11 protein-coding genes are annotated in these 16,097 nt (G+C 47.3%); all 11 read right to left on the reverse strand.

What is annotated here, in order from left to right:
- Positions 1-29: 29 nt before the first annotated feature.
- The 11 genes from ALO_RS05685 to ALO_RS05735 all read right to left on the reverse strand — a co-directional run bounded on the left by ALO_RS05685 (position 30) and on the right by ALO_RS05735 (position 16,047).
- Complete coding sequence (locus tag ALO_RS05685; RefSeq protein ID WP_004093810.1) at positions 30-1,328, reverse strand: four-carbon acid sugar kinase family protein; 1,299 nt, start codon at positions 1,326-1,328, stop codon at positions 30-32.
- A 23-nt stretch (positions 1,329-1,351) separates the two neighbouring features.
- Positions 1,352-2,005, reverse strand: a complete 654-nt coding sequence (locus tag ALO_RS05690; protein ID WP_004093811.1) for an aspartate/glutamate racemase family protein — start codon at positions 2,003-2,005, stop codon at positions 1,352-1,354.
- Positions 2,002-2,664 (reverse strand): class II aldolase/adducin family protein, encoded by a 663-nt coding sequence (locus ALO_RS05695; RefSeq protein WP_004093816.1) that lies wholly within the window; start codon positions 2,662-2,664, stop codon positions 2,002-2,004. Before ALO_RS05695 ends, ALO_RS05690 begins: the two co-directional genes overlap by 4 nt.
- A gap of 64 nt (positions 2,665-2,728) precedes the next feature.
- Positions 2,729-3,796 (reverse strand): Ldh family oxidoreductase, encoded by a 1,068-nt coding sequence (locus tag ALO_RS05700; RefSeq protein WP_004093818.1) that lies wholly within the window; start codon positions 3,794-3,796, stop codon positions 2,729-2,731.
- A gap of 54 nt (positions 3,797-3,850) precedes the next feature.
- Positions 3,851-6,142 (reverse strand): hydratase, encoded by a 2,292-nt coding sequence (locus ALO_RS05705; protein ID WP_004093822.1) that lies wholly within the window; start codon positions 6,140-6,142, stop codon positions 3,851-3,853.
- A gap of 429 nt (positions 6,143-6,571) precedes the next feature.
- The gene (locus ALO_RS05710) at positions 6,572-8,440 is read right to left on the reverse strand and encodes a sigma 54-interacting transcriptional regulator (protein ID WP_004093823.1); all 1,869 of its coding nucleotides are present in this window, start codon (positions 8,438-8,440) and stop codon (positions 6,572-6,574) included.
- A gap of 216 nt (positions 8,441-8,656) precedes the next feature.
- Positions 8,657-10,579 (reverse strand): aconitate hydratase, encoded by a 1,923-nt coding sequence (locus ALO_RS05715; protein WP_004093824.1) that lies wholly within the window; start codon positions 10,577-10,579, stop codon positions 8,657-8,659.
- Between the two features lie 130 nt (positions 10,580-10,709).
- Complete coding sequence (locus tag ALO_RS05720; RefSeq protein WP_004093825.1) at positions 10,710-11,852, reverse strand: PrpF domain-containing protein; 1,143 nt, start codon at positions 11,850-11,852, stop codon at positions 10,710-10,712.
- Positions 11,853-11,908: 56 nt separating this feature from the next.
- Entirely contained in the window at positions 11,909-14,242 is a 2,334-nt protein-coding gene (locus tag ALO_RS05725; protein WP_004093827.1) for a hydratase, read from the reverse strand.
- Between the two features lie 93 nt (positions 14,243-14,335).
- Positions 14,336-14,959 (reverse strand): RraA family protein, encoded by a 624-nt coding sequence (locus ALO_RS05730; protein WP_004093828.1) that lies wholly within the window; start codon positions 14,957-14,959, stop codon positions 14,336-14,338.
- A gap of 119 nt (positions 14,960-15,078) precedes the next feature.
- Entirely contained in the window at positions 15,079-16,047 is a 969-nt protein-coding gene (locus ALO_RS05735) for an NAD(P)-dependent oxidoreductase (RefSeq protein WP_004093833.1), read from the reverse strand.
- Positions 16,048-16,097 lie beyond the last annotated feature (50 nt).

Consider the following 16,097-nt stretch of genomic DNA (forward strand, 5'->3'; position numbering starts at 1 on the left):
CGGTTATTGACATCACTCATCAGGGGATGTCAATACTCCGCCCCTTTATTTAAATTGGAAAGTTCTTTTAAATGCTCTACTGCTTGGAGTAAAAAATGCTCCTTGCCGAAGCTCCCGGATTTTAAGACAATCAACAGTTCCCGTCCCATTGCGAGTCCGGATGGCAGCCCGGTCTCAATCTCCCTCAGCACATAATTTCCTTTTATACCGAGTCTGCGGCAAACAGTGCCTGAGGTATCGCCTCCCGCCACTACTAAACGTTTCAGTCCCGTCTTAGTTACCAATTGCCCGGCGATTTCCGCCAAAGCAGCAGAAACTAATTTACTTACGCTAAGGGGGTCCATTTTTAATTCTTCCCCTATTTTTTTTGTTTCAGCAACAACTTTTTCCTGATTATTTGCCATAATCAGCACATCTTGTCCCTGTTCCAGGATTGCGCCGGCCTCCCTAGTGATTCTCGCAATCTCCTGAACATAAGATTCCTTCACAAAGACCTTGCGGGAATCCAGCACTGCCACAGGCATTCCGCCGGAAATCAGGTATGCGGTTTGTGCTTTGGTCTGGGGAGTCAGACTGCCGGCTATGACAAGTACGCCTTTGTCATCCGTAATCCTTACGCGTTCCAAGATGCCGGGCAATTTTTTCTCATCCAGAAATTTCGGCAGTTCTTCAGCAATGGCGGAACTGCCGCACAGCATCGGGTATTTATGCGCCGCCTCAGCCACAACCGTTAAGTCAGCCTGATTTTCCGAGTCTATAATACAATAATTTGATTTTTTCCGCGCTGTCTCAATTTCTTCATATAGTTTTTTAGTCCCTTGCCTTACCACATCAAGCTTAATTAACGATACTTTGCGCTTTGTTTGTCTTTGTAAAATAGTTTCCAAATTTGATTCTGCCGTCGGATGCACAGGGTCTTTGGCGAATTCCGACTTTTCTAATAAATTTCCATAAACAGTATGAATCCCGTTTACCGTTTTCCGTCCGTTTTTGGGAAAAGCTAAGCTGATAACCGCAAAATTCTCTCCTAATGCATCCATCATTGCATCAAATTCCCGGCCGATATTGCCGCGAAATACAGAACAGGTTTTTTTATAATATAGGGAGCATCTCAGCTTTTTTAAATACTGTGTTGCCCTAAACACTTTGTCATAGCTTACTTCCGGCTTATCCAGACGGCTGTCGGTGTCAATAATCAAAACATTAACATCGCTGGAAAGTTTCATATCTTCCTGAAATGTAACAACTTTTACCGAATATTGATTGTTGCTGAACATGATGCCAATGTCATTCGCTCCGGTTGTATCGTCGGCAACAACACCAATCATTCGTATCCCCTTCCTTTGCCTATCTATTGCTTTATTTCTGCCAGTATGGCCTTGACGCTTATTTCCGGACTTGTTAACAGCGGCACTCGAAGTGGTCCAAAATCTTTGACGGCTCTGGTCATTGACATTTGAGCCAATAGGACAATATCCGATTCTGCCGCCAAATCCAAAGCCTTTTGCTGAATCATTTTATTATGCAGGTTTGCATCGCCATTCTTCAAAGCCGTAAACGCTTCTGTAAGCACATGGGTATGTACCGTGATGTTTTTCTGCTGTCTCTTGGCAATTGCTTTTAACAATCCTTCCGAAGTGGGTCCGGCGGTTTCAACGGTTGCGATTACTCCAATCTTCGTCCCCATCTGCACAGCCTTTTCCAGCATAGCCATATCAGCGCTTAACACCGGCGCCGCCATGAATTTCCTAATATCCTCCACATAGGGAGAAAAGACGGAACAGGTCAACAAGATGCCGTCAACTTTCGCTTTTTCCGCATTATCTAAAAGCGCCAGCAATCTACGAACCATTGTTGGAGTTATGCCGGTATGATGATTGATTTCCTCCATAAGTCCTTCATCTAAGAAATTCAGCACTTTAACTTCAGGCGCCAGTTCACGAAATGCCTCATTGATCGGCTGCATGGAATTAGCCGTAGTATGAATCAATCCAATTTTAATCATGCTTTCACCTGCTTCGCCGGAGGTATCTGCCGCGGCCGATATCCGGAATCTTCCAGAAAACTTTTAACGACTGCATCGGAAATGCTATTCAGACGCACCCCGGATGCTTTCGCTTGGAGAATCATTCTGCAGGCCATTTCCAATGTTTCCAGGCGAACTATGGCTTCTGAGATGTTCTTATCCAAAATCACCACGCCATGATGGCGCATAATAATAACATTCGCTGCCTTTGCGCTTTTCATAATCGCATCCGCCAGTTCCTGCGCGCCGGGATGAAAGTAGTCTACATAGGCAATGTTCTCCAAATAGTACATTGTTTCTACAAACAACCGTGAATCAATCGGCGTATCGCTGCAGGAAAACAAGGTGGCATAAAACGGGGAGGAATGCAGCACAGCATTTATATCTTCGCGTTCACGGTAAATACCGATATGCATCGGCGTTTCTTTAGAGGCTTTTTTTGTCCCTGTTACTTTTCCGGTAAAAATCTCACACTCGACAAAGTCATCGCTGTTCAAATTGCCCATTTGTGTGCCTGAAGCGGTTATAATCATGGTATCCGTGTCAATCCGGGCACTCATATTACCCGAAGTGCCCCAGGCCAATTGGGCAGCCAGCAAATGCCGGCCCGTACGGATCAGCTGTTCCTTTTCGTTCACACCGCTGCCTCCTTCTGCACTAGGTTGGTAATAATTATGAAGAGTATGAATCAACGGTTCTAAACTAAACCAATACCCCCTGCGGCAATAGAGACTGAAGTTCGAATTCACGGGCCAGCTTTTTCAAATCTGTGATAGTATCGGCGGCTAGCTGCAAGCCGGTTTCACGGTTTTTCACGTCATTGCGTGCTTCTATTTCGCCAGGAAAGAAGACCTCGCTGCAGTCTTTTGCAAGAGGCGCCGATTTTAGCGACCGGATCATTTCCTCCATCGTAGAATTAAATTCAGCCAGCGGTCTGAATGCATCAATATTCATGGTAATAATAAAATGCCCGGCGCCACTTTTCTTATCATAATGGTAGGGTCCATTTACCTTATGGCCCCACGCGCTTCCCGACATAACACCGGCAAGCACATCCATCATAACACCGATTGCATATCCCTTATGCCCGGCCATAGGCAGAATAATGCCGTTAATAGCTTCCTGCGGATCTATGGTAGGTTCCCCTTCCGCATTGAGAGCCCATCCTAACGGAATGGGTTGATGCCTGTTACGCGCCAGATAAATTTTCCCGCGGGCCACGGCAGTATTGGCAATATCCAGCACCATCGGCTCATGTTTTCCTGCCGGGGCGGCAATCGACCACGGGTTTGTGCCAATGGTCTTCTTCATACCACCCCATGGAGCGATCGCCGGACCGCCGTTAGTGGTTAAAAAACCTATACACCCTTCACGCGCCGCCATCAAAGTATAATACATACAAGTACCGAAATGATTCGAGTTGCGTACAGCAACTGCAGCAATACCATGTTCTTTGGCCCGTTTAACCGCATCACGCATCGCTGCAGCCGTAATGACCTGTCCTATGCCTTCCTGGCCGTCTATTACCGCAATGGCGCCTGCATCCATCATATATTTTGTCCTGGTAACCGGCTGCATCACTCCGTGACGTAAGCGTTCAACATACCAAGATAAGCGCAATACTCCATGGGACTGGTGTCCCCACAGGTCGGCCTGTACCAAACTATCAGCAATAAGACCGGCATCCTCTTTCGGCACATTTAACTTTTCGTAAATAGCAGTAACAAAACATCTTAACTCGTCCGAAGAAATGAAAACAGTATTCTCCATAATACCCCTCCGTAAATATTAAGGAAGAATTCTTAGCTAATCAACATAATCACTTTATTCTCGGTAATAATTAATCAGACAGCCGGCGGTAATAATATCTTTCTCATCACTAGTAAGATCACCGACAGAAAGCGATATTTCCTGCACGTTTTCACCGACAATAAATGCCTTGATTTCTTTTCTTCCATCCAGAATGGCAGCTTTTACATCAGGAATAAAGATATATTCGTCTTTCCGGAATTTCGGTTCACCGTTTACCAAAAATGGAATCATACCCCAGTTGATCAGATTCGAACGATACCGTTTAGTGGCATATTCTCCGGCCAGGTTGGCCCAGGCGCCAAGCACGCGCTGGCAGGAAGCGGCCTGCTCTCTGGCCGAACCGTCGCCCGGTTTGCTGGCAAAAATCGTGCTGCCGATGCCGGCTTTCTTAGCATCAAGCCTGGCATAGCCCGGAATAGCTTTAATTTTAGCATAGACTTTTTTCAGTTCCTCAGACAGCAGGCTGGGATCTTCGCCGGTTTCCCGCTTTAATTCATATTGCTGCACAGCCTTGGCCTTTCCCACATAGGCCGGGTCTTTCCGGCTCAGGGTGAACTCCGCCAGCCGCAGCGGATTGGACCGGAACGCAGATGTCTCGCCGGAAGGGATAAGTTCGTCGGTAGTCGTCACCGGGTCGGTAATATAGCTGATTACTTTGATCAAGAGATGATCGGTCAGACTGGGAATGACCGGCCAGTCTTTTATATTCGGCCCGAACTTCAGCTCGACGGACAAATCGGCTTTGCCAACGCCGTTATATACCCGTTTGTCATAAATACTCCGGTTAAAGGCATAAGCCGGAGTATGATAGTGAGTATCCAGTTCGGTAGCAGCCGTAAGTTTGCCGCCGTTTCTGGCAGTAGCGGCGATGGAACGGGCGTCCATCAGCGCCACGCAGGAAATTTGGCCTTCATTCGGCTTCGATCCTTCCCGATTGGGAAAGTTGCGGGTGGTATGGCGAATCGAGAATTCCTGGTTGGCCGGAGTATCTCCAGCGCCAAAACACGGTCCGCAGAAAGCTTCACGCACAATCACGCCGGCATCCATCAAGGCAGCAACGGCACCGTTTTTGACCAGTTCGATATAAGCCGGCTGACTCCCCGGATAGACGCTCATAGTAAACACACCGTTGCCGGTGCTTTGACCGTCGAGGATGTTGGCGGCCGCCACAATATTGTCATAAGTTCCGCCGGAACATCCGGCCACCAGTCCTTGGTCAACATAAATCTCGCCGTTCCTCACTTTGCTGACAAGATCCAGGGTAATATCCGGATTGTCAATTTGCTGGCGGGCTTCCGTCTGGACTTTGTGCATAATATCCAATGGATTTGCTTTTAACTCTTCGATGGTATAAATGTTGCTGGGATGGAACGGCATGGCGATGGTCGGTTTGATTTTGGCCAGGTCTACATAAACCAGGCCATCATAATAGGCAATTTCCGCCGGCTTCAATTCTCTATAATCTTCCGGCCTGCCATGCACTTCATAATAGTGGCGGACTTTTTCATCCGTACACCAGATCGAACTCCAGCAGGTAGTCTCCGTCGTCATGACGTCAATGCTGTTGCGGAATTCAACATCCAGATTATAAACGCCGTCGCCAATGAATTCCATAACTTTATTTTTAACATAACTATTGTCATAAACTTTGCCGATAATACTCAGGGCAACATCCTGAGGCCCTACACCAGGCTGAGGTTTTCCAGCCAGATAAACGCCAATAACAGCGGGAGCGGCAAGATCATAGGTCTTTCTCAGCAGCTGTTTGGCCAGTTCGCCGCCGCCTTCGCCTACCGCCATAGTCCCCAGCGCGCCATAGCGGGTATGGCTGTCCGATCCAAGTATCATCCGCCCGCATTTACTCATCATTTCCCGGTTATAAGAGTGAATAACAGCGAGGTTGGCCGGCACATAAACCCCGCCGTATTTTTTGGCAGCCGAAAGGGCAAACATGTGGTCGTCTTCATTGATAGTACCGCCTACCGCGCACAGGCTGTTATGACAGTTTGTTAAAACGTATGGCACGGGAAACTCGGTCATACCGCTCGCCCGGGCGGTTTGGATAATACCTACATAGGTTATATCATGCGAAGTCAAGGCATCAAATTTTAATTGCAGTTTTGCCTCATCGGATGAGGTATTGTGAGCTTTCAATATCGAATAAGCAATGGTTCCTCGTTTGGCCTGTTCTATTGCAGCTTGCTTGCCTGTCTTATGTTTGATCTGTTCAGCCGCATGCGGATCATCGCATACAATTTCTTTTCCGCTTAATAGGTATACACCGGTATCGTATAACTTAACCATAACCTCAACCTGTCCTTTCCGTTTGTTTCTCTTCTAAAAATTACGCAATTATATACCTTCCCTTTCAACTTGAAAATATATAATGCAAGAAATATGCCATCTGTTTGATAACTCCGAAAAGCTACCAATTATACGGTTTTAAACATGCGCCCGAATACACTTTCTTTTGGAAATGAATAGAATCGCAGACTTTTTTCACCCTACCTCAATAGCAGCAACAATAAGAATCCTCCGGATGCAATTTTCCCCGGCAACGTTGCGCCGTTTCACATCATATGTTGCACCATCTCGGGTTTCATTGTTGCAGAGGCAAAGTATAAATTCGTTGCAGCTTTTGCGAAAACGCCATCATCATTCATCATTTTACTTGCATATATAATTAGGTCGCCCTGAACGGTTTAAACCTTCCAGGGCGACCTAATACAGGATTTACTTATACTTATTGATTCCCAATTTATTCATTTTGCGCCAGAGCGTGGTCCTGTTCATTTTAAGCATCTCTGCCGCATCTGCCATAACACCGTTACAAGATTGTAAAGCTTGCAGAATCGTTTTTGCCTCTTCGCTGCTCGTTAAAGTTTCGTCATCAATATCATTTTCAAACATTAGAAGCTGAGTTAACAGAGCAGAAGATACGGTTTCATTCTTGGAAACGGCGGCGACTCTTTCCACGACATTTTTTAACTGCCTTACGTTACCGGTCCAGGGTTGATTTTCAAGCAATTTCAAGGCCCCACTACTAAATTTCAATTTCGCTCCCGTATCCCGGCACATTTCCTCCAAAAATTTTTTTGCATAAAGCGAAATAGCCCGTTTCCGCTTTTTAAGCGGGGGGATGCGAAGATGCAATACGTTTAAACGATAAAATAAATCTTCTCTAAATTTTCCCTGAGAAACTAAAGCATTCAAATTTTTATTGGTTGCAGCAATAACCCGGACTGAGATTGGAATAATTTTGTCACTGCCCAGACGCAATACGGCCCGTTCCTGCAAAACCCTTAACAGACGCCCTTGATTGACAAAGTCCATTTCACCTATTTCATCCAAAAAAATCGTGCCTGTATGCGCTACTTCAAACAGGCCGGCTTTCCCCTCTTTGCTGGCGCCGGTAAAAGCTCCCCGGACATAGCCAAACAATTCGCTTTCTAGCAGTTGAGCCGGCAGTGCAGCGCAATTAACGGCAACAAACGGGCCCTGCGACTGTTTACTATAGTTATGAATGCTTTGTGCAAATACCTCTTTGCCTGTACCGGTCTCTCCAGTGATTAACACATTCGAATTGGATGCGGCAAAGCATTTAGCCATATCAATACTTGTCTTAATTACCGGATCGGTCCCATAAATATCGTCAAAAGTGTATCGGGCGATATGGCCTTTCGAATATATTTCCTTGCGTATACGGGATTCCATCATTTGTATTTTCGTGACATCCTGAAAAGTTGCAACAGCGCCTATCGCTCCTGAACGGTATTTTATGGGAACTTTATTACACAAAACTTGTACACCGTTTATTGTAAAGAGATGATTATGTTCTGCCACTCCGGACTTTATAATATCCTTAAGCTTTAATTCCGACCAAACATCATCTATATCTGCGCCAATGCCCACAGAGGCCTTTAATATCTTCTTTGCGACAGGATTAACAGCCACTATCCTGCCTTTTTCGTCAACCGACACGATTCCCTCATAGGAAGAATCAAGTACGGCTCTGATCATTCCGGTTTTCCTTTTTTCTTGTTCCATTGTCACCAGAAGACTTTTCGCGCTGCTAACCGCTTCCATATAAGCCTGCATCCCGGTGAAAATTTCTACGCATGGCAAATTACGTTGCCTGGCAGCCGATATTGTGGTAAAGCCGCCCAGCAATACATCTGCGCCGTCTTTAACTGCTTGATCAATCTCGGCATTGACTTGTCCGCGGGAGGTTAAGTAATATTTCTTAATTTTAACACCAATGGCGGTCTCTAAGCACTCCACCTGCTTAATCATTGACGGAAAGGAAACAACGGCAACGTTCTCCCCATATTGGCGCGCTTTTTCCAAGGCCAAAGCTAAGTCAAAACCCGATATAGGAACGTCGATCACCGCGATACCGGGATATGCATCTCTGATATTAAAAGCAGTCTCACCGCGGGCAATAATAATCTCCACACCGCATTCGATCAATTGCTTAGCTTTCAATAAACCTTCGGACAAAGAACCAACGGCAAATGCAATTTCGTTTTGAGAATCTGCGAATAGAGCTTTCAACTCGATAAGCTTGGTTTCATTTGGCGCAAGCACGGCTATTTTTTTCATTTACTTCACCTAGTTTCGTTTTGCACTTTCATTTTAGCCTGCTGTACACAATTTAGCAAGCCAATTAACAGATGCCTATATTTAAAACCGCACCTTTATAATAAGAGGTGCGGTGTCAAACTTTATTGATACGGTTTGATAAGCCTGATATCCTAACAGCACCGGAGTGTACGCGCCGCCATAATGGGTCACCAGAGTTCCCCGGGGTTGTAAAGACTAACCCCCAGACTTAATCCAGTTCAAACGGCCGCCGCTCTTGACAATTTCCAACTCTTCATGAGTTAAAGGGGTTTTTACCGCAAACTCGAGTTGTTTAGTTTCATTAACAACTGCGGTAGCTTGTGACTCAAAGAGGGGTTTAAATTCCAACTTTAATTGATCCCCTTGTTCAATGCTGCTATAATCACTTTCATTTTCGAAGACCAAAGGCAATATTCCAAAGTTAACCAGATTGGCAAGATGTATCCGGGCAAAGCTTTTGGCTATTATCGCGCTTACTCCCAAATATCGAGGGGCAAGCGCGGCCTGCTCCCGGCTGGAGCCTTGACCGTAGTTGACTCCGGCTACAATAATTCCGCCGCCTTCGGCTTTCGCTCTTTCAGCAAACGAAGTATCAACAAAATGGAAAGTATATTTCGAGATTTCAGGTGTGTTATTCCTAAGAGGCAGGAAATTTGCCCCGGCGGGAGTGATATGGTCCGTCGTTATATCCTCGCCCAGTTTAATCAACGTTTTGCCGGAAATGATATCCGGCGCTGCGGCTAATTCCGGAAGCGCGCTGATGTTGGGACCGCGTCGTATCGAAATATCCGCTCCATTCGCCGGCGGGTAAATAAACATATTGTCCTCGATCAGAAATTGATCAGGCATTTTAAACTCCCCAGGGGTAATGCCCAGCTCTCTCGGGTCGGTTATAACTCCGGCCATGGCGGCGGCCACGGCAACTTCAGGGCTGACTAAATAGACGTTGCCTGTCGCGTGTCCGCATCGTCCCAGGAAGTTTCGGGTGGTCGTCCGAAGCGAAACGCCATTGGTCGGAGGCGCAAATCCCGAGCCGTTACAGGCGCCGCAGCCCGATTCAAAAACGCGTACCCCCGCCCTGAGAATGTCAGCAAAGATGCCCCGTTCCACACTTTCCAGATAAACTTGCCTGCTGCCGATGTATAATCCGGCATCGACATTTTTATGCACCGCTTTGCCTTTCAGCATATCGGCTACCCTTGCGATGTCCGGCAATGAGGAGTTGGCGCAGCTTCCAATCACTACCTGGTCAACCGGTAACCCTTCTACTTCACGCAGAGGCACTACCTTATCCGGTTGATGCGGCAGCGCAATCAGCGGTTCGATTTCCGCCAAGTTAATGTCAATGACCGCATCATAAACGGCATCCGCATCTGCCTCCAACGGTATCCATTGATCTTCCCGCCCTTGCGCCCGCATCCATTGTTGGGTGATTTCATCACTCGGAAAGATCGATGACGTTGCACCGGTTTCCGTTCCCATATTGGTGATGATAGACCGTTCTGCGACATTCAGGGTTTTGATGCCGGGTCCGGCATATTCAAAAATTTTATTTACGCCGCCCTTTACGCTGACGCGTCTCAACAGCTCCAAAACGATATTTTTAGCCGAAACAAGCGGCGGTAAATGTCCGGTTAAATTGACCTTAACAATTTGCGGCATCTTCAAAGGGAAGGGTTCTCCCGCCATAGCCAGTGCAACATCCAAACCGCCGGCGCCAAGCCCCAGCATCCCAATCCCGCCGGCAGCCGGTGTATGCGAATCACTTCCCAGCAGCGTTTTGCCGGGAATATCGAAACGCTCCAGATGAACCTGGTGGCATATGCCGTTCCCCTGGCGGGAAACGACTATGCCATGCTTGGCGGCGACATCCAGCAAGTAGCGATGATCATCCGGGTTGCGAAAATCCGCCTGTATCAGGTTATGGTCAATATAACTTACCGACAGTTCAGTCTGGACCCGTTCTATTCCCATTGCTTCAAATTCCAGATAAGCCATGACCCCGTTGACATCGTGGGTAAGTGTCTGATCAATTTTAACATTGATCGGTTCGCCGCGCTTCAAACTGCCTTTGGCTAAATGAGCTGAAATAATTTTTTCGGCTATGGTGAATCCCATGAATAAAGCACCTCTCTTTGATTGTCCATCAATCCACTTCCCGGCAGGGTCACGGTAAAGGCTCGTACGCTGGTCTTGTATTCTTCGTACTTTGTGTCCTGTTGCAAGACTTGTTTTACGCAAAGACTCCTTAGGTAACAGGAATGAATAACTCACCCTTCATAATTCTCCTGGCGGTTCTTTTCATTCCTACTTTCTTTATACTGCTGCCGTCTGCAGCAAGGGTTACACAAACTTCAACAATTCCTTCGGGATGGCCGATCCGGACTGCGCTTTCCCCGGCGCCTTGCTGTATTCCGGCGATTTGATGGGGAATTGTGCCCTGAATGAATGTTTCGGCTGCCAAGTTATATAAACCGCTGGCAGGACTGGTGCGATGAAGTTTGCCTAAAGAAATAACTTTGATGAGAATATCCACATCCTCTTTTTTGATTTGCTCGCCGCAGATAGTTACATAGTCCTGTGCGGGAGCAATCATGGCAATTTTAGGAACATTGGGCTTGTTTTGCCTGGCATCCTGCTCATCCTTTGCCATGCCTGCAATAACCGCGATTTTATCACGAATGAAGTTAAGCTCATCAAGCACCTCCTGATTAGCAGCAACCGCGCCGCTCGTTTCAGTTCCCGTTAACCCTGCCGCCTGCGCCGCAACAAATATGAAAGGATTGATCAAGTCGGAAAAGGTAACTTCATAAGTTGCTTTGTCCGTGGTTACTTTATATCTCTCGCCCAGGGGCAATAGTTGTCCGGTCATTTCTCCCCCGGGATTTACAATAGAAACCCGGAACATTGCTCCTGGTGTTACAACTCCCGGCATAAGATAGTCCCCGGAGACTTTTGCCCTGCCATTCACCACGGGGATTTCCATATGCAGGATTTTTTTGATATTTGTGTTATACACAAAAACATCTTTCTTATCAGCGGCAGGATCGACTTCTACTAAGCCTTCATCTACGGTAAAAGCTCCCACTCCTGCCATCAGATTTCCACAAGTTCCTTTTTCATCTATGACTGCCTCGGCTACTCCCAATTGGTAGAAGGTCCAGTCAACATCGGCTCCCTCCCGGGTTGACGGGGAAACCACACAGACTTTACTTGTCGAAGATGTGGCCCCGCCTAAACCGTTAACCTGTGAAGCATTATAGCAGTCAATTCCCTCGAGAAAAATCCTGTTGCGTGTCGGAACATCTTGAGGCAAATCTTTTTTGTGAAAAAACAGGCCCCGGCTGGTCCCGCCTCTGTAAACGCTACAGGGAACTGAAAATTGCGCCATATATAATCTCCTCCTAATAATTGAATTCGTCTCCGCGAAAATTAGCATTTGCCTTATCAGCAATTCCCTCTGTAATAATTGATAAGACATCCGGCGAGTATGATGTCTCTTTCCTCTCTGGATAAACTCTCCAGTTTGAGTTCAATAGCCGACACAGTACTTCCCCGGATTATAAAAGCCCGGACTTTTCCGGACCCTTCGGCAACAGCCTGCCTGATTCCCGGGATGTGGATTAAGTCATCAACAAGCAATTGGCGGAAAGTTTCCGGGTCGACAGTAAACGGAAGCAAGCCCCAGTTGATCAGATTGCTGCGATACCGTTTAGTAGCATATTCATGCGCAACATTGGCCTGGCCTCCTAACATTTTTTGACTCGACGCCGCCTGCTCTCTGGCTGATCCATCTCCGGGCTTAACGGCGGCTATCAGGCTTCCCAAAGCAGTGGTTGGCAGGTTACCGGCAAAATGCTCCGGCAAGCCGATTGCATCAACAATTTGTTCAAACAACTGGCCGGCATCCGCCTTCGCCAGGCCGCCCAGGCGTTTTTCCTCCAGTTGTTTGACGGCTTTGGACCGGCCCACATACGCGGGATCTTTACGTCCCAGCGTGAATTCCGCCAATTTTTGAGGATTGGAACGATACGTAGACGCCTCACCGGATGGAATCAGTTCATCGGTGGTGGTCACCGGATCTTTCAGAACAGCCGCTATTTTGAGCACAAGGTTCTCGGCAAGGGGCGGAATCGGCGGCCAGCTGGAAATATTCGGACCCGTTTTTAATTCTGTCCCGGGCACCGGATTGCCAAATCCCTGGTATACCCGATTATCATATACATGCGGATCAAACCGGTAGCCAGCCCGGGTATATTCCACCTCCAACTCGGTTGCCGGCGTTAGCATGCCGCCGTTCAATGCCGTCGCGGCAATCGACCTTGCGTCCATCAGTGCGCTCGATGCCAACTGGCCGTTTGTGGGAATGGAACCTTCCCTATGTTTAAAATTCCGTGTTACATGGCGAATACTCAGACTGCCGTGCGCAGGAATGTCGCCAAAGCCAAAGCAAGGTCCGCAGAATGCCGGTTTAAATGCGGCGCCGGCTGTCATTAATCGTTCAACAGCTTTGTGCCTGATTAGTTCAAGATAGATTGGCTGACTTGCCGGATAAACGTTAAGCGAGAAATAACCGCTGCCGATTGATTTGCCGGCTAGAATGTCGGCCATAGCCGTAATATTTTCGAACATGCCGCCGCAGCAGCCGGCAACAATCCCCTGTTCCACTTTTAAGCGGCCATTTGCCAGTTTATCAGTCAACCGGAAGGGCAAGTTCGCATTGTCCAATTGTTTTTGACCTTCCACCTCCACTTGCCGGAGTATCTCGGAAGCATTGCGGTTCAGTTCGTCAATCGGCCACACATTGCTGGGATGAAAAGGCAAAGCAATCATCGGGTCAATTTTGCTTAGGTTAACCTTGACCAGACCGTCGTAATAGCTTACCTCCGCCGGTTCCAGGCAGGCATACGCATCAGGGCGTCCATGAATGGCGAAGTACTCCTTCACCGTATCATCGGTACACCAAATAGAAGACAGACAGGTTGTCTCCGTAGTCATGACATCAATGCCGTTTCTAAAATCAACCGAAAGCTTATGTACGCCGGGCCCGACAAATTCCATAATTTTGTTGGTAACAAAATTATTATCATAGACGGCTTTGATAATGGCCAGCGCCACGTCGTGCGGTCCAACTCCGGGTTTGGGCTCACCTTCCAGATAGATGGCAATCACTTCCGGATAAGCTATATCATATGTCTTGTTAAGCATCTGCTTAACAATTTCCGGGCTGCCCTCGCCAACTCCCATGGTCCCTAAGGCGCCGTAGCGAGTATGACTGTCTACTGTAAGTATCATTTTGCCACAGCCGGTCAGCATTTCCCGCATATACTGATGAATGACCGCCTGATTGGGCGGAATAAAGGTACCGCCATATTTTTGGGCGGCGGTAAAGCCGAAGGCATGATCATCCTCTGCCACAGTGCCGCCGATTGCACATAAAGTGTTATGACAATTGGTCATGACAAACGGCACCGGGAATTCGCCAATACCGCCAAGGGCGGCTGTCTGAACAATGCCAACATAGGTTAGATCATGAGAACCAAGCGCATCAAAACGGAGCTTTAGATTCTGCCAGTCGCCGGATTGATTATGACTACTGAGAATCTGATAGGAAATCGTGCCTTTTTTAGCTTTTTCCACCTCAACAATATCACCAGTCAAAGGCGTTAATCCTTCCTGTTTTAAACGATTGGCGATCTCGTCTTTCCCCTTTTTGTCCGCTTCTTTCAGAATAAACCGGCCTTTTAAAAGATAGATGCCTCCCCCTAGTAACTCAATCATTTTTCACTCAGCCCTCCATGATAATATTTGTGTCTATGGACTGTCCTGTTGCCTGCCGGCCGGCAGCGACATCTCTGCTTCTACTCCGTACATTTATTTTTCCGGTTGAACAGTATCAATATATTGAATAGCCGTTTCCCTGTTCATCAAAACTTTTTCTGCACGCACCTGATCTTTCTGCATTTTTTGTTTAGCGGCGTCCATGACCTGCTTCGCCTTGTCTTGGGGGATAACGACTACACCATTGGCGTCACCCGCAATAATATCTCCGGGGAAAATTGTTACGCCCCCGCAGGATACGGGAATATTCATTTCTCCCCTCCCGATTTTTTTACTGCAGGCCAGAGTCGCTCCCAGACAAAATACGGGAAAATCCATTTCCTTTATACTGAGAACATCCCGTACGGTTCCGTTCGCAACTACGCCGCCAAATCCTACAGCCTTCGCCAGACCAATAACAAAGTCCCCGGCAAAGGACCTATATTGAACCCCTTCACAATCAACTACCAGTATATCCCCCGGGTTGCCTTCCTTCATGGCTTGTATTACCAGCATATTGTCGCCTGCCGGCACTTTAACCGTAACGGCCCGCCCGCAAATCCTATACTCTTCCTTGAGCGGTTTAATAGCCGGATCACAGTGATTGAAGCCCTGTAAAGCATCCGATATACAAGTGGCCGGAATAAACTTCAGTTCATCAATAAGAGCTTTTTCCATGATCTATTCTCCTCAACATATGATATGGTTGCTCTCTGCACATACGCCCACATTCTTGTATCTTATACATCACACGAAAGGCTGCCAGCTTTGTTCGTGCCGCTGGTCTGATTTTGCGATTAATCTTTCCGGGCTGCCGATAACGGCTCCTGCCCGCCAGCTACCCTTTGAATATTCTTCCAGGCAAAATCAATCCGCCGGGTCCACCCCTCACTGGTGTGTCCGGCAGTATGTGGAGCGACGATGACATTATCCAATTTTAAAAACAGGTCATCGGCCAATACAGGTTCCTGGTAGAAAACATCCAGAGCGGCGCCGGCAATCCGCCGGGACTGCAATGCTCCGAGGAAGGCTTCCTGATCAATCAGTTCCGCCCGGCTAGTATTTACAATCACTGCGGATGGTTTCATAAGGGAAAATTCGTGTTTTCCCAAAAGTCCCCAAGTATCTTTAAGCAACGGCGCATGCAGCGAAATAATATCCGCCGCGCTTGCCAATTCTTCTATAGAAACTTTGCGAGCGCCCAACTCTGTTTCAATATCGGTCGCAACAGAAGGATCATAGTATATGATATCCGCTTCAAATGCCTTAAGCCTCCGGGCCACTTTGCGGCCAATATTTCCTGCCCCGATAATGCCCACGGTTTTGCCGGCAATCTCAAATGTGTTAAACCCACTGATTGCCTCGCGCCATTTTCCCTCACGCACAGACTTATCGCATTGAATAAGTCTTCTATATAGAGCCAACAGCAGCGCAATACTTTGTTCGGCCACAGCCCAAGAGTTTGCGCCGCCGTTAGTTGCTACCGGAATATTCAGCTCTTTGGCTGCCTTTAAATCAATTTTGTCGTATCCGGCGGTCAGAGATTGAATTAATTTAAGCGATTTGGCTTCTCGCAGAATTTGCCCGGAAATAACGCCCGGATGCAGCATGACATATTCCACACCCTGTAAAAGCTTAATCTTCTCCTCTTCGCTAAGCTTACTTGATGCATAGGCTATTTCAAACCCTTCCGGAGCCATTGCGCAGAATATATCCGCAACCCGCTGCGCGTTTCCATTAAAAAAAACCACTTTACTTTTGCTCATCTCATATTCCCTCCGCTTTATTAATTATCAGTGATTTTTTATTACAAAAC

This window comes from Acetonema longum DSM 6540 (genome assembly GCF_000219125.1).
In the GTDB taxonomy this organism is placed as follows: domain Bacteria; phylum Bacillota; class Negativicutes; order Sporomusales; family Acetonemataceae; genus Acetonema; species Acetonema longum.